Here is a 19,763-nt window from a genome sequence, read left to right on the forward strand (position 1 = left end):
CCACCAGTGGCAAGCGCCTAAGGGCGCATTGCGCTGTCCGCGTCGTGGTTCTGACTGGCGGCGATGACGACTTCCACCCGGTTACGGGCCTTGAGCTTGGCCATGAGCCCCGTCATGTAGTGCTTCACCGTCTTCTCGCTGATCCGCAATTCCGTGGCGATCTCGCGGTTGGTGCGGGCCTGCATGAGATGGCCAATGATCTGCTGCTCACGGACATTGAGTTTGACCGCGTCGCTCAACGCTTGCCGCCGCGCCCGGTCGCGCAGCCCGTTCATCACTTCGCTGGCATATTCCCGGGTCACAAACATTTGGCCGGACATGACCATGTCGATCGCCTCGAACAGTTCCGAGGACGGACTGCCCTTGAGCACAAATCCGGTGGCGCCAGCATCCAGCGCCTTCAACGCTGAATCGATGCTGCAGTAGGCGGTAAAAACCACGACCTTGGTCTGGGGTGCTGTTGCCACGATCTGCGCAATGGTCCGGAACACATCGCCTGGCATGCTCAAATCCATGACGATCACATCCGGCGTCAGCGCTTTCACCAGCTCCATGCTGGCGTCGGCACAATCGGCCTGTCCGACGATCTTGTGGCGGGCGCTATTTGAGAAAAGCGAGGTCATGCCCGCTAACAAGACCGGATGATCGTCGGCAACTGCTAAGGTTATTAAGCCACTCTTGTTCATCAGCAAAACCGCCTTCGCGCCTGCCTGACTTCAATCCGCCGACTATACTTGGTAATTAACCAACGGTAAATTCCATTGTCGGGAAATTGACGATGTGATTAACGCGTAGAATGATTAGTAACACTTACGTGATCGGCGCAAGAACGACAGTAATGCTTACTCTTCTCGGAATGCTCGCGTAATCTGGTCGGTGAAGGGCTTCACGAAGTAGGCGATGGCCACCTGCTCCCCGGTCTGCACAAAAACCTCCACTGGCATGCCGGGGATCAGACCGCGGTCACCCAGTACCGACAGGTCGCCGGTGACTTCGGCTTCCATGAGGTAGTAGCTCTGCCCGCTATCGGGGTCGCTGGTAGCGGCCGCGGAGACGCGCGACACCACGCCGGCTATCTCGGGAGTGGTGCGCTGGTTGAAGGCGCTGAACCTGAGCTTGGCATCCTGGCCGAGATCGATCTGGTCGATGTCGTTGACCGCGACCTTGAACTCGATCTTGAGCTTGGCATCCTCGGGAACAATGGTCATGAGACGCTCGGCCGGTCTGATGACGCCTCCCAGCGTGGTGACCGACAGTTCATTGATTGTGCCGGCGACGGGGGATCTGATCTGGGTGCGAGCCAGCCGGTCGTCCACAGCGGCCAGGCGGTCCTGCAATTCGGCGACATTGGCCCCCACGGTCCGCAGTTCCCGCTGGGCCTCGGTATAGCCAATTTCGTCGATGGCCAGGATCTGCAACTGTATTTCACTGATCCGCGCATTGGCCCGGGCCGTGCTGGCGGTGAGCTCGCCCTGGGTACCCAGCATGCGTGCCAGTTCGCGGTCGGCGGAGTTGAGACGCGTCGTTTCGAGCAGGCCTTTTTCTGACAGTTCGCCCATGCGGGCACGTTCTTCGCGCGCCAGCACCAGCTCGTCGGCCAGCGCTGCTGCCTGGAAACCCAAGCCGCCGACTTCTTCGCGCAATTGGGCGACCTGGAACTCCAGCTGCCCGCGCTGCGACAGCCGGTTGCGCCTGGTGCTGTCGAACAACTGTTGTTCGCCCTGCAGAATGGGACCGGCATCGGGATAGGTATCGAGATAGTCGGCGGGGAAGGCAATCGCCGATGCAGCGTCGCGTTCGGCAACGAGCCTCGCCTGACGCGCCAGCAACTCGGCCAGCTGACCACGCAGTATGGATTGCTCGCTGCGAATCGGCACATCCTCGAGCTGCAACAGGATCTCGCCGGCGGCAACAGTCTGGCCCTTACGCACCTCGATGGATCGGACAACGCCACCATCGAGATGCTGGATGACCTTGACGTTGTCGTCGACCAGCACGGTGCCGCTCGAGATGATCGCGCCCGACAGTTTCGCAGTCGCAGCCCAGCCTCCGATACCGCCGAGCAGCAGAATGGCCATGATACTGCCAGTGACGACCCGGCCGCGGAGCGGAAAATCCGACAGCTTGACGCTGCCTGCGGACAGCCCCTCGGAACGCGCATAGGGTGCTATCACATCCATCGAACTCATAGTCCTACTCCCTGCTCGCCCTTCAGGCGAAATGGCTGCCGACAATCATCTCGGGCTGAACGCCATCCAATGCGATATGAATTTCATAGAAGTCGTCGCGGTTTAGATCGGCCTCGATGATCGTGTGGTCCATGTCGTCATAAAACGCGTGGGTGACCCGGATCGGCAAAGCGGATTCGAAGCCGTCATCGAGTTCATCGTAGAATTGCTCGAAGCGCTCCTCCTCAGCCCGCTCGTCGCGCCGGGAGATCTCGTAGTCAGCGACGTGAATGCGGTCGCCGACCACGAAGTCGAGGATTTCATGCACCAACTGACGACTGAGCGCCGGGGTGTTGTCCGTCACGGTGAAGATGAAGAGATCATCGCCGTGCCCGCCGGTGATCACCGCCGCGGTGGCGCCGATGACGAAGACGTCGTCGCCTTGCCCGCCAATAACCGCCTCGATCTGCTCGAAACGGTCCGCGTCGATCTCCTCGCCACTGGCCACGCCCCTGTCAAGATCGACAAAAATTGGGGCGGTAAAGGCAGAGTAGTCGAGCGTGTCGTGCCCCGCGCCACCGTCAATATGATCGTGCCCGGCACTGCCGATCACCGTATCATCCCCAGCGCCGCCGAACACCCGATCGTTGCCGGAGCCGCCGTCCAGTAGGTCGTTCCCTTCGCCGCCGTCCAGGATATCGTCGCCGGCGTCACCCATCAGCTCGTCGTCGCCATCGCCGCCATTGATGACGTCGTTGCCCTCGCCGCCGCGCGCCACATCGCTGCCGGCGCCGCCAAACAAGGTGTCATTCCCCGCTTCGCCAAAGAGGATATCGTCGCCCTCGCCGCCATCGAGGATGTCATGGCCTTCCCCGCCGAACAAAACATCGTTGCCGGCGTCGCCATCGATGATGTCATCGCCGGCCTCGCCAAACAGGGTATCGTCACCATCGCCACCGCCGATGATGTCCTCGCCGTCGCCGCCATTGATGTGGTCGTCCCCCAGGTCGCCGACCACGACGTCATTGCCGGCGCGCGAGTCGATAATGTCATCGCCCGCCAGGCCGTCGATATCTTCGTCCCAGGGCGTCAGCAGGACCGTATTGCCAACCACTTCGAGGTTGGCGGTTTGCACAATCTCGAGCAGGCCGTCGCTGATATTGTAGCTAAAGGTGATGACACCCAGCATGCCCGGCACAGTCATGAAGGACCAGCCGCCCCCCACCTGGACCAGCATGCCTCCGCTTACCGTTATGTCGTTGACGCTCAGCGCGTCGCCATCGGGGTCGCTGGTGCCCATCAGGAGATGCGAGAGGCCGATCAGCACGACCTGCCCTGCAAAGACATCGTTGAGGCGCACCGGCCCCACGGTGACCGGGGCTCGGTTTGCCTGCGGGTCGGAATCGTCGTCCTCATTGTCGTCATCGTCGTCGGAGACCCCGGGATCATCCTCCGCGGGGGGGACGTCCAAAGCGGGCCCAATTTCCGCCTCGACCGGCACCACAATGGCAGGTCTGGTCGCCCCGCCGCGAGGCGGGTCATTGTCATTTTGCGGCTGCACACTGAATGCCGCCGGAAAGAAGGCAGCCACCTGCGGACCCAGCAGATCGATCGAGGCTGTGTAGTTGAAGGACAGCGGGTCGATCAGCGTGAAGCCGCCCTCCCAGCTGGCGCTGGGCCGGAGAACGCCAAAACCGGGCTTCTCGTCCGCGATCGAGCCGGTCACTGTGTCATCGACCTGCGGCGGCGTGCCCGGTTCGGTCCGTATATCGCGCGGCGTGTCTCGAATGGCGGCATCTCTGTTGCCTTCGGGGCCGGCCTGCTCTTCCACTGAGCGCGCTGGAAAGACGCTCTTGAGAAAGGCGGCGAAGCCGGTGATCAGCATGGCGAAATAGATCGGCAGGCGAGAGCCCTTCTCGGGCGTGGACTCATACGGCTTGCGCGGGTCAGCAGCCTCGGGCGGTTGTCGGTTGGCCTTGGCCTCGATGATCATGCCGGTTCTCCCCCCTCTGCACGCGGTTCGACGATCCTCGGAGCGTTGACATTGGCCTGGCGTTGGCCGGCCACGATCTCGTCCTTGGGCCCGAATGCCGACATGCGACCGTTCTGGATGACAGCGACCATATCCACCTCGGCCAGGATAGACGGCCGGTGGGCAACAATGATGGCGATGCCGCCGCGCGCCCTTATCTGCCGTATGGCCAGGTTGAGGGCCTGCTCGCCCTCGGCGTCGAGGAAGGCATTGGGTTCATCCATGATCACCACGAAGGGGTCGCCATAGAGTGCTCTCGCCAGGCCGATGCGCTGGCGCTGGCCGGCCGAGAGCGACGTGCCCATCGGACCCAGCTGCGTGTCGTAGCCATCCGGCAGGCGCACGATCATCTCGTGCACGCCGGCGGCCCTGGTTGCCGCCACGATGGCGCGGGCATCGCGCTGCGGCGCCAGCCGCGTGATATTCTCGACGATCGTTCCATCGAGCAGGGCAACGTCCTGCGGCAGATAGCCGACATATTCACCGATCCTGTCTTCGTCCCACTGCGTCAGGTCGGCGTCGTCGAGCCGGATGGAGCCGCGCAGCGCGGGCCATATCCCGGTCAAGGCGCGGACCAGCGTAGTCTTGCCACCGCCGCTGGGACCAATGACGCCGAGCGCCTGGCCAGCCTTCAGCTCGAAGCCGACCTCGGTCAGCAGCACCCGCCCGGAGGCCGGGGCCGCCACGGTGATCTTGTCGACCTTGAACGACTTGGCCGGCGCGGGAAGCTCCAGCGGACGCACCATGCCGGACAAGGCGATCATGGTGTCGCGCAAGCGCTTGAACGACTGGCGCGCCGCCACCACGCCCTTCCAGTTGGCGATGGCCATGTCGATGGGCGCCAGGGCCCGGGAAGCAGCAACCGAGACGGCGATGATGGCGCCAGCCGACATCTGGCCCTGGATGGTGAGATAGGCACCCAGGCCAAGCAGTGCCGACTGCAACACCATGCGCAGCACGCGGGAAAAGGCGCCGAAGGTACCGATGACGTCGCTGGCGCGCGTTTGCAGCGTCAGGTGGTCCTGGTTGGCCGTGTTGAACCGGGACACGGCCCGGCTGGAAAAGCCCATGGCCTTGATGACGTCGGCATTGCGCGCGTTGGAATCGGCGATGGAATTGCGCGTCAACTGCGCCTGCTGGGCAGCCGATGCCAGCTTGCGCGACCGCAGCTCCGTCCACACGGTCAGCAGGGCCAGTACAATGGCACCGCCAAGGGTGACGGCGCCAAGTACGGGATGAAGGAAATAGACAAAGAGAATGTAGAGCGGCACCCAGGGCAGGTCGAACAGGGCGACCGGCCCCTGGCTGCCCATGAAGGTGCGGATCGTATCGACGTCGCGACCTCGCTCCAGCGCCTCGCCGGTCGAAAAACCGAAGCGCGGCATGTCCACGCTGACGCGGTGAGCGATCGGCGCCAGCATGCGGTCGAAGCGGGCCCCCATGCGCACCAGCAACTGCGAGCGGATGACGTCGAACACGCCCTGGAAGAGATAGAGACCGATGACCAGGGCGGAAAGGGCCGCCAGGGTTGGAACGCTGCCGCTGGTCAATGCGCGATCATAGATCTGCAGCATGTAGAAGGAGCCGGTAAGCGCCAGTACGTTGATGATGCCGGATATCCAGAAGACGAATACCGCTACACCCTTGAATTCCTTGCGCAGCAGCTCGTCGCCGCGATGTTCCGCTATTGCCTTTGCCGTCGATGTCATGGTTCTGGCCCCGGGTTGGATGACCGAAAAGCCCGGCCGGTGGGACATCGGCAGGGTGAAGTTGGAGGCTAGAGATGAAGTCGTCTGTAGTCAGCGCGTGGTTGCCCGCGATGTTGATGCAGAACTCAGGCGCGTTGTTTCCCGACGTATCGCCGGAAACCGCTGTGTATTCGCCATCCTCGCGGGTCTCATGGGTGACCCCGATCTGGCCCGGTGCGGTGGTAGTCTGGCCGCCTTCCAGGGTGGGGGTGTCATTGCCCACTGTCCCGGTATTGGCATCGATGCCCGACTCGATCTTGTCGCCAGCTTCGAAGCCGCGGATGGTGTCATCGCCGTCGCCCGCATCCAGCAGATCGTTGCCATTCTCGCCGAACAGTCGGTCGTCGCCATTGCCGCCGAACGGATCGTCGTCACCGTCCTCGCCGAACAGCACGTCCCGACCGGCCTCGCCAGCGACGAAGTCGTTACCGGCACCGGCCCGGGCCACGTCCGGCCCGGCCCCCGTCACGATGTGGTCGGTCCCGGCAAAGCCGAATACCAGGTCACCACCCGAATTGCCGAGCAGCAGGTCATCCTGTGGCGTGCCGACGACAGGCCACGATGTCGACGGCGCCGGAGCATCGTCGTCGTCGTCGTAGTCGTCATCGTCCCCTTCATCGAAGACGGTGCCATCTGCGGGCCGATAGACAGGGTCCAGCAATTCCGGGAACTGGCGATCAGCGGCGCCCCGCTGTTCCTGGCCCGGCAACAGGTGGTTGTAGCTGCCGTCGACCGTCCGCGGCCCGGAGCTCAGGTTGTAGGTGGAAACAAGACCTCCCGGACCAAAGAGCGGCGTCCCAGCGGCATGCGCTTCGGCGAGCTTGATCTGGTCGAGAATGAACTCCAGGTCGCTTCGGATGTAGGTTACCATGATAACTCCCTCCGCCGCCCTCAGCGATACTGACATAGTGACCCGACCGACCATTTGGCGGGCTGATGCAACGGACAGGGCAGGCCCCTAACGGCCTGCGTGGGAGGATAGTGCCCAAGTGATGCCCTGAGCGTCAGGTCGAAAGGTCCAACTATCTAAGGGCATCAAGGTCCCCGGGGTTTTCGGACGTTTGGACCCCCAAAAATCTGGACTTTGGACCAGCTCCGGCCTTCAAGGCGGCAGAGGGCCTATTCCGGTGCATGCATTGCATTTTAAGGCACTGGTTGGCTCCATTTTGAGCCCGCGAGAGAAAAATAGTGCGTTGCTCTCGCTCCGCGCGGGTGATTAGCTAGGCATTCATAGGGAGGGCGCGAGCGGGCCCCCGGGTCGCGCGCTGAAGCACAGGATGATCGACTTGCTCGGTCGTCGGAAAGAGTGGGAGCGGCGCTGGGAAAGGCTTGCCCTGTCCCAGAAGTTCGTAGTCGCCGGTGCGGCCTTCACGGTCGCGGCGATGCTGCTGAGTGGCCTGATCACAACGACCGTCATGGCCGACAACATCGTGCAGCGCCGTGGCGAGGCCATTGCCATTGGCACCAGCCATATCATCGCGCCAGCCGTGCCGGACCTGGCTCGTGGGTCGCTGGGCGCGGAGGCACGCGAACGACTTGACGTGTTAATGGCCGACGACGTCTTCACCGCCCAGTTTCCCTATCTGGACCTGTGGCTGCCCGATGGCACCATCGTCTATTCGAACAGTCCCGGCGTGACAGGCCGACAACTTGCCTTGCCACCCCCGGTCGCCCAAGCATTGGCTGGCGGCGTCGTGGTGGAATTTTCCGACATCGATGCACCCGACCCTTTGCAGCGCGGGTTCGCCGACGACTTTGTCGAAGTCTATTTTCCACTCCTCGACAAGGAAACGGGCAAGGTCGTCGCCATTGCCGAGTTGCGCGAAATCACGCGCCCGCTGGACGACGCATTGTGGTCGTTGACCATTGCGAGCTGGACGACGGTCGCAGTCGTTTCCATTGTGGTGATGCTTGGCCTGTTCGGTATCGTTGCCGAGGGTAGCCGCACCATCGAGCGTCAGCAGCGTACCCTATCCAAACGCCTGAAGCTGACCCATGCCCGGGCGGCCCATCTTCGCCAGCTCAAGGAGGATGCCGTTCGCGCCTCTCGCAGCGTCACAGAACTCACCGATCTTCATCTCAGGACCGTCGGAACCGACCTGCACGACGGACCCGCGCAATCGATAAGCTTCGCCATGTTGAAGCTGGAACAAATCCGCCACGCCCCCAAGTCCGTTGATCGCAGTGCGGTGGTTGCGGAGGTCGAGGATGCCCTTTCGGGTGCGCTTGGTGAAATCCGCGCCATAGCGGTGGACTTCGTGCTGCCTGACATAGCTCATCTCAACCTGCGCCAGGTTATCGATCATGCCGTCAGCCAGCACACACGACGCACGGGCATCACCGTTTCCGTGGACACCCGGGTCGAACCGGTTCATGTTGAGCCGGAGGTCGCGATCTGCGTGTTTCGCTTCATCCAGGAAGGCCTCAACAATGCCTTTCATCACGGCTTGCCTGAGGGGCAGGCGGCAGTGGCCTCTTTGCAGGGGGGGGTGCTCAAGCTATCTATCAGCAACAATTACATTGTAGGCGAGCATTCCAAACACAGCGATCACCCCGGCCTCGGCCTCTACGGGTTGCGGGCGCGCGTCCAGAGCGTCGGCGGGAATTTTACCTTTGTGCAGGAGAACGGCCAGACACGGATCGAAATGTGGTTACGCGGCGTGTAGCCACGGGTGGCCATGATGGCCGTTGAGCCCATCAGGGTCGTGGTCGTTGACGACCATCCGATGTTTCGGGCGGGACTGATTCAGGCGCTCTGCGTGGAAGGAGAGTTCGCCGTCATTGGCGAAGGTGGCAGTGCCGCCGAAGCGCTGGGTCTGGTGCGCAGCCTGCGGCCGAGTGTGTTGCTCCTCGACGCCAGGATGACCGATAGCGGCATAGACCGCGTGAGCGAAATTCTGGCGGCCCATCCGGAGGTACGGATCGTCATGGTCACGGCGTCGCAGGACCAGGAGGACGTAGCGCGCGCGCTTGACGCCGGCGTCTGCGGATATGTGCTCAAAGGAACGACCGGGCCGGAAATGCGGCAGATCATCCGCTCCATCGTGGCGGGCGAGAACTACATCGCACCCGATCTGATGAAGGGGCTCTGGGGCGCGCTCAAGACCAAGAGCCGGCAGGCCGAGGACGACACAAAGCTCTCCAGGCGCGAGGTGCAGGTCCTGCAGCTGCTGGCGCTGGGGATGAACAACCGGGAAATAGGATTACGCCTCAACGTGACCGAGAAGACGGTGAAGTTCCACCTCTCGAATGTCTTCGCCAAACTGCACGTTCGCAATCGTGTCGAAGCTAGCATCATCGCCCGCCGGACATGGCCGGATCTGACGAGCAAGGGCTAATTCAGGTCAGAAGGCCCCAAAGACCGTATCCCGCCATCAGAATTGCAGTCCAGGTCCCTAGCGCCAGCCCGGCGATTACCCAGCCGCGGGGTATATGCCGGCGTGAAGGCGTGGCATCAGGCAGGACCTGAATTGTTCTGAACATGTCAGGGTTGCCGTCATGCTTCATCGTGTGGAGCCCAGCGCAGAGGATCGTCAAAGGCGCGCATCCGACTGCCCCGGCGTTTGGCGAGGCGACTTGTGAGACTTCGGTCTGGGTCGGACCACCGCCTCGGCCGACGCAGAGGCATTGCCGGCATCGGTATGATTGGCCAGTTGGCGCTCAAGCTGGTGCGTGCGCTGCGCCAGCACTTCATACTGGGCCGCGATCAGGTTTTCAGCGAGCATCGCCTTGTGCAGCTTGGCCGCCTGTTCTTGCATGACGCGGACCCGGTTCGAGGTCACAGCACCGACCATCAGCCCCGCCAGCACCCAGGACAGGGCGTCCGCCCACACATAGCCGAAATAGGCGGCATAGGACATGTCGATGGGACGGGACGGCCAGCCATCAATATGGGACAACCCGATCGCGCCCACCGCGGCAAGTATGCCACCATGAATCCCATACTGGGCGCTCAGCAAGACAACGGCAAAGAGGAAGGGATGAACCGGCCAGTCAGTGAAGGATATGGCGCCGACGTAGTCGAGCAGCGTAAGCCCTACCAACAGGAACGCCCCCTCGCCGAGCGCCAGGCCATTGGACCGATCAGGCACCAATTGTGGGGATGCCGAGCCTGCAAAAGGTCTGGAAACGAGCGAACTATCCCGACGCATGAAAACCTCGCATGAGTTGAGTGTCGCGATTATCCGGCTACAGCCGGATTGTTGACGACGAATGTGAGCCGATTGAGGCTGCCCAGAGTTCGCCGCATGGCGGCATAGGCAAGCGTTCCGCTGACCATTGAGGCCAGCACGTAGCCCATTCCCAACAGATCGGGATTGGACAGCATGATTGCGGTGATCCCCGTGTTGAGCGCGAAGAAGAGCACCTGCAGCCACAGATAGGCTTTGCCGTACTGGACAAAGAGTATGACGCCACAACTGGCCTGGAACAGAAAGTGGAAGGCTGCCCCAACCAGCGCCAGACGCAGCACCGAAACGGCGTCGTATGGCAGCCCCAGCAGGTTGGCGAGGAACGGGGCGGCTATGACCAGAGCCGCGCTGATGGCGAGTTGCATCAGGAATGCTGAGAAGACGGCATCGACTGTATCGCTCATCAATGCCCGGCGCTGCTCGTCGATCTGGCGCAGCGTGCCGCCGGTGTGCACGATGTCACGATAGTGGCGGTAGCTGTCGAAGAAGGTGGTTTCCAGCCAAACCACAAAGACCGACATCACCGGTACTATGGAGATATAGGCCATGAACATCGGGCTATCGTAGCGCGCAGCATAGAGAAGGCCTTCACCGACGGCAGTCGCTTCGCTGGACTGCCAGACAACAAGCTTGTCGGCCCACACCGCGAGCGCGCTGCACACACCCGCGATAACGAAGGTGACCGATGTCGGACGGACCGTGGTCAGCTTCGACAGCAGCTCATGGAACGGGGTCAGCCGACCCGGAAATGTCCTGAGGACGAGGAAGTTGAGAATGCAGAACGCTATGCAGAGGCCCAGGCTGAAGCCGAGCAGCATGCCTCCCGGGCCATGGCCGAGTGCTGCGGACGCGCCACCGAAAAGGATGGAGCAGGTCAGGCCCAGGGCAAAGGCCGAGGTCACCGCCGGATACTGCTTGATGGCCGCCACAAAGGCCATTGCCAGCCAGAGATGGGAAACCTGAACCACACACACCATCGCCGCCAGCCCCAGCGCGAGCGGCAGTCTGACCAAGCCAAAGAAGACGATTGCGCCACCCATCACCGCCAATACGGTGGTGATGAACAACGCCGCCAGATAGACCCCTTGCACCTCCTGGAACCGGCGCTGGAACAAGATGCGCGACACGCGCAGGGTAGCGTCGAGCGAGATGGGCGCCGTAATCACCAGCGACAGCGCGAAGCTGTAGATCACCAGGACGCTGAAGGTCTTGAGGTCCAATGGCGTCAGGATGGGCCGGCCCAGATAATGCAGCAGCGCCAATCCGACCATGATCACGATCCATGGACCCGATGAGATAAGGATGGCGTGGCCGCCAGCCAGTGATCGCGAGGCCAGGCTATCCTGGCTGCTCAGCTTTCTGAGCGCAAACCCTATCCCGGCCATTATGCCACCACCTTGATCTGCGGTGCAAAATTGCGCGCATAGAGAGCTCGATAAGCGTCCGCCACCACCTCGGAACGGTATTGCTCACGGACGCGGCGTTGCAGCCTTTCCCCATAGGCGCGCAGGCGCTCGGGGTCCTCGATCAGCATGGCAATGGCTTCGGCGATCTCCTCGCTGGCCCCCACCGGGGCAACGAGGCCGCCGGGGCCAATGGCACTATGCTCGTTCGGCCTCCCTTCCAGTATCTCGCGACACGCACCCACATCAGTGGCAACGCAGGGCACGCCGGCGGCGCCGGCCTCGAGAATGACAAGCGGCAGGGCCTCGCTGATACTAGTCAGCACCATCACGTCGATGCGCCCCAGATAATCGGAGACCTTGACCGGACCGGTAAAGGAAACCGTGTCGGCGAGTTGTCGCCGATTGACCTCCGCCACACACTCCTGGGCATATTCGGGTTCCTCATCCATGGGCCCGATCACCAGCGCCTGCAGATCGGGGAAACGATCGCGAAGCCGTTCGGCCACATCAATAAAGGTCTGCACATCCTTGATGGACGTTACCCGACCGATGAAGGCGATAGTGGGCCGCGCGTGCGGCTGCCGTTCTACCTGGCCGTAGCGCTCGATATCGACGCCATTGGGGATGACGCTCAGCTTTTCGGGTTCAGCCCCCAGCGCATACTGAAAGGTCTGGTTGGCTTCGTAGAGAGCGGTGATTTCAGTGGCCGCGCCATAGGCGAGATGGGCGAAGCTTTCGAAGGCACGCGCCCAAAGCTCGCGGATGTCCTTGCGGTCATCGGAGAGGTCGAGGCCATTGTCGATGCTGTTGGCGATCCAGTCCGCCATCAGGATCTCGATACGGCGTTCATTGGAATAGATGCCGTGTTCGGTGATCAGCGAGGCGCGTCCCGTTTCGACGGCGGCGCGTGCGCCGATCAGGCCGGCATAGCCGGTGGAGACTGCATGATAGATCCGCGCCTGTGGCAGCGGACAGGTCAAGACGCGGAACAGCCCGCCGACCAGGGTCCGCCATGCCCAGAAATATCCCAGAAACGCGGCATGCGGCATCGAGCCGTAGTGATAGCACATGGTTTGCCAGGCTTCAGGCGAGTTCAGCAGCGTATCGAGGCACACCCGGTGTCGCCCCCCGCCGAGCAGACCCATCAGCTCGCGCAGGTCCCGGGGGCTTCCATCATTCAGGAGCTGCCCGAGAAGCTCGGCCATATGCTCGGCGGTGACAGTCGGCCAGTTTCGCGAGGTACCGAGGTGATTGTCATCGAGCAACACATGCTCGATCGCGACCAGATTGTCCGGCCGGCCGTAGCGCGGCGCGGTTTGTGGAGTGCCGGGCAATATTGCCAGGACGGTGAAGGTCAATTCGGGCTGGGAGCGAATGAGCCAGTCGATCCATGTGGATACGCCGCCGGCGACATAGGGATAGCATCCCTCGGCTATCAGGCAGACATCGGCCATGTTCTCGGGTTTGCCCGGAAGTCGCATGCTCTCGTCGCGCCACATGATGGAACTCCACTACTTCGGTGATCAGATGTTTCGCCGGGAGATCCGCGACGCGGCGAGGTCGGCACCGGAAACTCCAGTCTTCCTGCGGCGGGCGCGGGCCCTGGTATAGGCGGCAACGGCGGCGGCCTGCACCCGGACGCGCTGGTCGGCGCTGCGCAGGGCCAGAGCCAGGGCGACCTCGACGAATTTCTCGTCGTCCTCAATGGCGAGATAGGCGAGGAGCGCCTGCTTCTCCTGCATCGTGCCGGTGCTCAGCAGGGCGTCATAGGGACGGGGCAACCGTGATCGCTGCTGCACCAGACGGCCGTCAATGATCAGGTCGACCAGCGTCACGGCGGGGGCTTCCGCCGGCGCAATCATATTGTACCAGCGCTCAAGGGCATCGGCCTTGGGCCGCCAGGCCAGTTGTTCGCCTATCAAGGCCGCCGCCCCGCCGATGGCACCGCCGGCAAAGGTCAGCAAGACAAAGGTCTGCAATGCACCCGTCTCGATCTGCACACGCTCAAGCATCAGGACGAGCAGGACCAGAGACGCGACGATGCCGACATGGCCCAACGCCAGGGTCTCCCAGCCGTTGCCGGTCGCAGCATGGGCGATCAGCAATATCTCAGCGATGATCGTGCCGATCTTCAGAAGGACCATCGCTACGTTATTGGGCGCACGCCGCAGGGCGGAATCAGGAGCTGGGGCCGCAATGGTCATATGCTCGTTCATTTCTTGGCTCCCGATTGCGCGCCAGCCAATCTACTGGCCTTGTGCGGACGATATGGCGCCGACCCAGGCACTGCATTGATGGTCATCAATGCCACCTGGGCAGGCCTGCTTTATCCATGGTTCAGCGCAGGTTGCCGATTGTCGGCACTGCCTTGGCCAAAAACATGCTCATCAGCGAACTCCTCACACCCCGGGCCGACCGCGCCCACATGTCGCCGCTACTGAGCGCGTCCGCGATCCTGCAACTGGCCGTGGCCGTTGCTGCTGGACCGGTATTGGCGGCGCCTCGCATCAGCCTCGAGGCGGTGCGCAGTTGGGGTTATCAGTTGCAACAGGTCGACCCTGCGGCGGTCGCGGCCACTCCTTATGATCTAGTGGTGATTGACTATATGCGGGACGGGGCTGCAGCAGGCCCGTTCGAGCCCGCCAAGGTGGCGCAGATGCAGCGCAAGCCTGACGGCCAGAGACGGATCGTGCTCGCCTATCTCAGTATCGGCGAAGCCGAGGATTACCGCTTCTATTGGCAAAGAGACTGGGCGGGCGCGCCGCCAGCCTGGCTGGGCGCAGAAAATCCCGATTGGCCAGGCAACTACGCCGTGCGCTACTGGGACCATGCGTGGCAGGACCTGATCCTGGGCACCCCTGGCGCCTATCTCGATGCCATTCTCGCTGGCGGCTTTGATGGCGTCTATCTCGACCGCATCGACGCCTTCGACGTTCCCGACCCCGTCTTTTCTCGCCCGCACCGCATGCAGCTGATGTCCAACTTCGTGGTCAGGATCGCCGGCTATGCGCGCCAGCGTCGACCCGGCTTCATCGTGGTAGGCCAGAATGGCGAAGAGCTGCTGGACGATCCGGACTATGCCTCAACCATTGATGCCGTGGGCAAGGAGGATCTGTTCTTCGGCCTTGCCGGCGACGGCGTGATCAACGGCAATGCCGAACTACGCGCCAGCCTCCGGCACCTGCAGCGTTTCCAGGCGGCCGGCAAACCGATTCTGCTCGTCGAGTATCTCGACGCGCCTCAATCCATAGAGCTGGCCCGTCAGAAGGCCGCCGCTCTGGGCGCCCCGCTCTTCATTGGCGACAGGGAGCTCGACGATGTCGGATCACGCTGAAACCGTCGCATTACACCCCGCCACGGCCAGCCATCTTGCGGCCGACAAGCCTGACCGAACGCTCGCGACCATCGTGGTCCTGGCCGGACTGGCCTTGGCGGGGACGCTAGCGTTGCTGCCGGGTTCAGAGGAAAAAGCCGCCGGCCTGTTCGAAGAGGGACGCTATGACGAAGCCATCGCGGTGCTCATCTCGCTGGAAGATCAACGGGCGCTGAACGCCTACGAAGACTACATGCTGTTCCAGCTCTATGTGCTCACCAAGCAGCCGGACAAGGCTGCAGCGGTGCTGGAGCAGGATGTCGCGATGCAGGTCGACCGCGTCTGGGCGCTCGGTCAGCTGGTCGCGCTCTATCGGGAAAGCCGCGACTATGCCGGCGAGGCGTCCGTGCTGCGTCGCCTCTACGACGCTAATCCAAGCGACGCCGCCTTCCAGCGTCTGCGCGCGCTCTATCGCCTGACCGGTGATGCCGAGGGCGAAGCCTGGTTGCTGCTGCGAGCCATTGCCGCCGGACAACCCGCAAGTGCCCATGTGGAGCGACTGTCCTATCTGCGATCGCTGCCTCGATCCGGCGGCGATTCGGCGCTGTGGACCGTGGCCTCGGGCGATTTCGCCAGCATCGAGGCACCCGGAATCCGCATTGTCGCGGTGTCGGAGCCAGCTTCCACGCAACCCATACCTGTCGAATAGGAAACCAAAATGGCCATTGCTCTGGACGGATCATTGCTCGACTGGACCACCCTGGATCGGCTGGAGACCGCCGCTACCACGATTGCCGGCTACGAGCTATACGGCCGCCTGGAGGGGGACATCTTCTACTTTGCCCTGCGGTCGGCGCAACCGATCGGGCCAACGTCAACGCTCTGGCTCAATACCGATGCCAATACCGCGACCGGATACCAGGTCTGGGGCTTCGCTGCCGGCGCCGAGTTCAATGTCAATTTCGGTGCCGACGGCGTGCCCCGGCTCTATACCGGCGCCGATGGCCAGACGCTGGTCGGCGATCTCAGCTACGCCCTCAGCGCCGACGGCACGGTGCTCGAGATCGCCCTGCCCAAGGCGCTGCTCGGCGCCACCGTGTCGAGCGTCGGCATCATGGCGGATATCAACAACTCCGTGTTGCTGCCGGCCGACTATACTCAGCCGGCATATACTATCGTGACGCCCGGTCCGTTCGACGGACTGCTGACCGAATGGACGGCTGAGCAGCGCCTGGATACGCCCGAAACGGGCGTCGCCGGGTATGAGCTCTATGGAAAGTTCGCCGATGGCAGCTTCGTCTTCGGGCTGAGCAGCGCCGTGCCGATCGGACCCAACACCACGTTCTGGCTCAATACCGATGGCAACGTCGCCACCGGCTACCAGATTTTCGGGTTCACCGGTGGAGCCGAGTTCAACGTCAATATCGGTGCCGACGGCATCGCGCGACTCTATAGCGGGGCCGCGGGCGAAACGCTGGTGGGGACCATCGACTACAGGATTGCTCCGGACGGGCTGAGCATGGAATTTGCCGTCCCCAGGGCGCTGCTCGGTGCCTCGGTCAACTCGGTGATCCTGCTGACCGACGTGAATGACAGCGTGTTCCTGCCGCCGACCTATGCCAATGGCGGCTATGTCCTGATCGACCCGGCCTCGGTCCCGGTCAGCCCATATGACGGGCTATTGACCGAATGGACCCCGGAGCAGCGTCTCGACAACGCTACGACCGGCGTTGAGGGCTACGAGCTTTACGGCAAGTTGGACGGCGACAGTTTCGTCTTCGCGCTCAAGAGCGCCGTCGTGATCGGACAGGGCACCACCTTCTGGCTCGATACCGACACCAATGTCGCCACCGGCTATCAGATTTTCGGGTTCACCGGCGGCGCCGAGTTCAACGTCAATATCGGCGCCGATGGCGTGGCGCGGCTCTATAGCGGCGCCGACGGCCAGACCCTTGTCGGTGAAATCGATCACAAGGTTGCACCAGATGGCATGAGCATGGAATTTGCAGTGCCCCGCAGCCTCATCGGCGCCACGGTAACTGCGATCACCCTGCTGGCCGACGTGAACAATTCCGTCTTCCTGCCGACGACTTATGCCAATGGCGGCTACACGCTGGTCGATCCGGCCTCCGTTCCGCCCAGCCAGTTCGACGGGCTGTTGACGGAATGGACCGCGGGCCAGCGGCTTGAGACGCCGATGACCACCATCGATGGCTACGAATTCTATGGTCAATACGCTGACGGCAGCTTCAATTTCGGCTTCAAGAGTGCCGTCGCCATCGGGCCCAACACCACCTTCTGGCTCAATACCGACGGCAATGCGGCCACCGGCACCCAGGTCTTTGGCTTTGCCGGGGGCGCAGAGTTCAACGTCAATATCGGTGTGGATGGAGTCGCACGGCTTTATAGCGGCACCGCGGGCCAGACGCTGGTCGGCACGATCGACTACAAGCTGGCACCCGATGGCCTGAGCATCGAGTTTGCCGTGCCCAAGGCGCTGGTCGGCGCGTCGGTCAACAGCATCAGCATCCTGGCCGACGTGAACGAAAGCGTTTTCCTGCCGTCCAACTACCAGCAGCCGGCCTATACGGTCTACGATCCCGCGTCACTGCCAGCAGCAACGGAAACCGGCAACAAGGTCGCCATCGTCTTCTCGCAGACTACCGCCAACAATTACTTCAGCCAGATGGCATACTCGCAACTGGTGATGGCGGCGCAAAGCCAGGCCATGGCGGCCGGCATCCCGTTCGACCTGATCGCCGAGACCGACCTCACCGACCTTTCCAGGCTGGTCAATTACGACGCGATCATCTTCCCGTCGTTCCGCAATGTGCCCGCCGACTATGCAGTCATCCAGGATGTGCTGACCAAGCTGGTCTACCAGTATGACGTGTCGCTGATCGCAGCCGGCGATTTCATGACCAATGACGCTGCCAATGCCAGCCTTCCGAACAATGCCTATGAGCGCATGCAGACCCTGTTCGGGATCACTCGCACGGGCGGCGCTTCGGGGACTGTTGAAATTCAGGCGACCGATACCGGCCACGCGATGACCGAAGGCTACGCCGATGGTTCAACCATCCACACCTATACCAATGCTGCCACGTCATACTTCGCCGCAGCAAACCCCAATGCGGCCTCGGTCAGCATAATTGCCGAGCAGGTGGTCAATGGCGTCACCAATGGCGCGGTGCTGGGGACTGTCACCGGCAGCCGCAATGTCCATTTCGCCACCGACGCCCTGCTGGGCGACGTGAACCTGCTGGGTCAGGCCATTGACTGGGTCAATGAGGAGGCGGGCGGCCCCAGCGTGTCCCTGCGCATGACCCGCAATTCCTCCATCCTTGCCTCGCGCAACGACATGGATCAGTCGCAGGAAACCTATGACGTCGATGGCGGCATCTATGACGCCATGGTGCCGATCCTGCAGCAGTGGAAGACCGACTACAATTTCGTCGGCTCCTACTACGTCAATATCGGGTTTGACTCCCCCGACCAGGAGACCAACTGGCTGATTTCGGCGCCCTATTACAATGCCATGCAGGCCATGGGCAACGAGATCGGCTCGCACTCCTACGCCCATCCGCACGATACCAATCTGCTGCTGCCGGATGTGATGACCCAGGAGCTATTGACCCAGCGGATCGCTCAATATCAGGCTTCGCCGGATGGACCGGGCGTGGTCGGGCAGGCGCTGGCGTCGATGACCCTGGCGGAGGTCAACGCCAAGATTGCTCAGGTCCTTGCGGCCCCAAATCCGGAGACGCTGGACGCGACCTCCAAGGCGTTCCTGTTGGCCACCTATCGCTTTCAGTTCGAGGCGTCCCGAGCCGCTCTCGAAGCCAATCTGGACTATCCAATCACTGGCGCGGCGGTGCCTGGCATGCCCGAACAGCTCTATCCCGCCCAGCAGATCATCCAATACTACGACTATCTGTCGGGCGGGGCCTCCATGCTTGGGGCCGGCTATCCCGGCGCCATCGGCTATCTGGCGCCCGGCGCGGATGGTCAGGTCTATATCGCCCCCAACATGTCGTTCGATTTCACGCTAATGGGTTGGCTTGGGTTGACCGTCGAGCAGGCTGAGGCCAAGTGGGCGGCCGAATGGGCTGAGCTCAACGCCAATTCGGACATGCCCATCGTGGTCTGGCCTTGGCACGACTACGGCGTCACCGCGTGGAGCCTCGATGAGGGTCAGCCGTCGCCCTATACCCAGGCGATGTTCACGAACTTCATCGCCACGGCCTATGCCGCCGGCACGGAGTTCGTCACCCTGGCCGACCTGGCCGCGCGCATCAAAGCCTTCGAACGCGCCGACTTCGGGTTCACGGTGGCCGGTGACGTCATCACCATGCATGCCACGCCGCAAATCGGCCAACTCGGGACATTTGCGCTGGAACTCGATGACCTTGGTGGCAAGACCATCAGCTCGGTCGCTAATTGGTACGCCTATGATGCCGATAGCGTCTTCCTCGATGCCGATGGCGGCACGTTCCAGGTGCAGTTGGGAACCGCAGTCACCGACGTGACCCATATCACCTCGATCGGCTCGCGTGCCCAATTGCTGGCCTTGACCGGCAACGGCACCAATCTCGATTTCACCATTACCGGCGAAGGCCGGGTCGTCATCGACGTCAAGCAAACGGACGGCTTCACCTATGAGGCAACCGGCGCCACCGTCGTCAGTCTGGTCGGCGACCAGTTGACCCTCGACCTTGGCGCCATCGGCAGCCATACGGTCGCCGTCCGGCAGGTACCGCTAAATCTGGCGCCCACCGACATCGTGCTGACCAATCTGGCCACGATCCCGGAGAATACCGCGACGCGCTTCAAGGTTGCCGATCTGACCGTGATCGATCCCGATACTGATCCATCGCTCCGCAACAATGTGGTCACTGTCTCGGAC

General features: G+C 62.4%; 13 protein-coding genes and 1 pseudogene. 5 read left to right on the plus strand and 9 right to left on the minus strand.

The features are described from left to right. Positions 1-17: 17 nt before the first annotated feature. The 5 genes and pseudogenes from V6M52_RS09370 to V6M52_RS19975 form a co-directional block, all read right to left on the minus strand. Positions 18-686, minus strand: a complete 669-nt coding sequence (locus tag V6M52_RS09370) for a response regulator transcription factor (RefSeq protein ID WP_332692784.1) — start codon at positions 684-686, stop codon at positions 18-20. 156 nt (positions 687-842) lie between these two features. Continuing rightward, a complete protein-coding gene (locus V6M52_RS09375; protein ID WP_332692787.1) occupies positions 843-2,189 on the minus strand; it encodes an HlyD family type I secretion periplasmic adaptor subunit in 1,347 nt (448 codons plus the stop codon). 22 nt (positions 2,190-2,211) lie between these two features. Then, positions 2,212-4,161 carry a cadherin-like domain-containing protein gene (locus tag V6M52_RS09380; protein WP_332700822.1) on the minus strand — a complete coding sequence of 650 codons (1,950 nt, stop codon included), beginning with the start codon at positions 4,159-4,161 and terminating at the stop codon, positions 2,212-2,214. Then, positions 4,158-5,909, minus strand: a complete 1,752-nt coding sequence (locus V6M52_RS09385) for a type I secretion system permease/ATPase (protein WP_442881840.1) — start codon at positions 5,907-5,909, stop codon at positions 4,158-4,160. Before V6M52_RS09385 ends, V6M52_RS09380 begins: the two co-directional genes overlap by 4 nt. A gap of 325 nt (positions 5,910-6,234) precedes the next feature. Beyond that, a pseudogene (locus tag V6M52_RS19975) lies at positions 6,235-6,873 on the minus strand (calcium-binding protein); the annotation flags it as partial. 352 nt (positions 6,874-7,225) lie between these two features. Here V6M52_RS19975 and V6M52_RS09395 point away from each other — a divergent pair. After that, positions 7,226-8,614: a sensor histidine kinase gene (locus V6M52_RS09395; RefSeq protein WP_332700824.1), complete on the plus strand. Its 1,389-nt coding sequence runs from the start codon at positions 7,226-7,228 to the stop codon at positions 8,612-8,614. Positions 8,615-8,626: 12 nt separating this feature from the next. After that, complete coding sequence (locus tag V6M52_RS09400; RefSeq protein WP_332700825.1) at positions 8,627-9,286, plus strand: response regulator transcription factor; 660 nt, start codon at positions 8,627-8,629, stop codon at positions 9,284-9,286. A 195-nt stretch (positions 9,287-9,481) separates the two neighbouring features. Here V6M52_RS09400 and V6M52_RS09405 read toward each other — a convergent pair whose 3' ends face one another. The 4 genes from V6M52_RS09405 to V6M52_RS09420 all read right to left on the minus strand — a co-directional run bounded on the left by V6M52_RS09405 (position 9,482) and on the right by V6M52_RS09420 (position 13,760). After that, positions 9,482-10,039: a hypothetical protein gene (locus V6M52_RS09405; protein WP_332690070.1), complete on the minus strand. Its 558-nt coding sequence runs from the start codon at positions 10,037-10,039 to the stop codon at positions 9,482-9,484. An 89-nt stretch (positions 10,040-10,128) separates the two neighbouring features. Further along, positions 10,129-11,523 (minus strand): exopolysaccharide Pel transporter PelG, encoded by a 1,395-nt coding sequence (gene pelG / locus V6M52_RS09410; protein ID WP_332690073.1) that lies wholly within the window; start codon positions 11,521-11,523, stop codon positions 10,129-10,131. Further along, positions 11,523-13,043, minus strand: a complete 1,521-nt coding sequence (gene pelF / locus V6M52_RS09415) for a GT4 family glycosyltransferase PelF (protein WP_332690076.1) — start codon at positions 13,041-13,043, stop codon at positions 11,523-11,525. The genes pelG and pelF overlap by 1 nt, the downstream gene beginning before the upstream one ends. 24 nt (positions 13,044-13,067) lie before the next feature. Continuing rightward, positions 13,068-13,760 carry a hypothetical protein gene (locus V6M52_RS09420; protein ID WP_332700826.1) on the minus strand — a complete coding sequence of 231 codons (693 nt, stop codon included), beginning with the start codon at positions 13,758-13,760 and terminating at the stop codon, positions 13,068-13,070. A gap of 164 nt (positions 13,761-13,924) precedes the next feature. On the opposite strand from V6M52_RS09420, the gene V6M52_RS09425 reads away from it, so the two are divergent. The 3 genes from V6M52_RS09425 to V6M52_RS09435 all read left to right on the plus strand — a co-directional run. Beyond that, positions 13,925-14,878, plus strand: coding sequence for an MJ1477/TM1410 family putative glycoside hydrolase (locus V6M52_RS09425; protein ID WP_332700827.1), 954 nt, complete (start codon positions 13,925-13,927; stop codon positions 14,876-14,878). Further along, entirely contained in the window at positions 14,862-15,566 is a 705-nt protein-coding gene (locus V6M52_RS09430; RefSeq protein ID WP_332690085.1) for a tetratricopeptide repeat protein, read from the plus strand. The genes V6M52_RS09425 and V6M52_RS09430 overlap by 17 nt, the downstream gene beginning before the upstream one ends. A gap of 9 nt (positions 15,567-15,575) precedes the next feature. Then, the coding region (locus V6M52_RS09435) for a hypothetical protein (protein ID WP_332700828.1) at positions 15,576-19,763 on the plus strand (4,188 nt) is incomplete at its 3' end.

This window comes from Devosia sp., assembly GCF_036676215.1.
Lineage (GTDB): Bacteria > Pseudomonadota > Alphaproteobacteria > Rhizobiales > Devosiaceae > Devosia.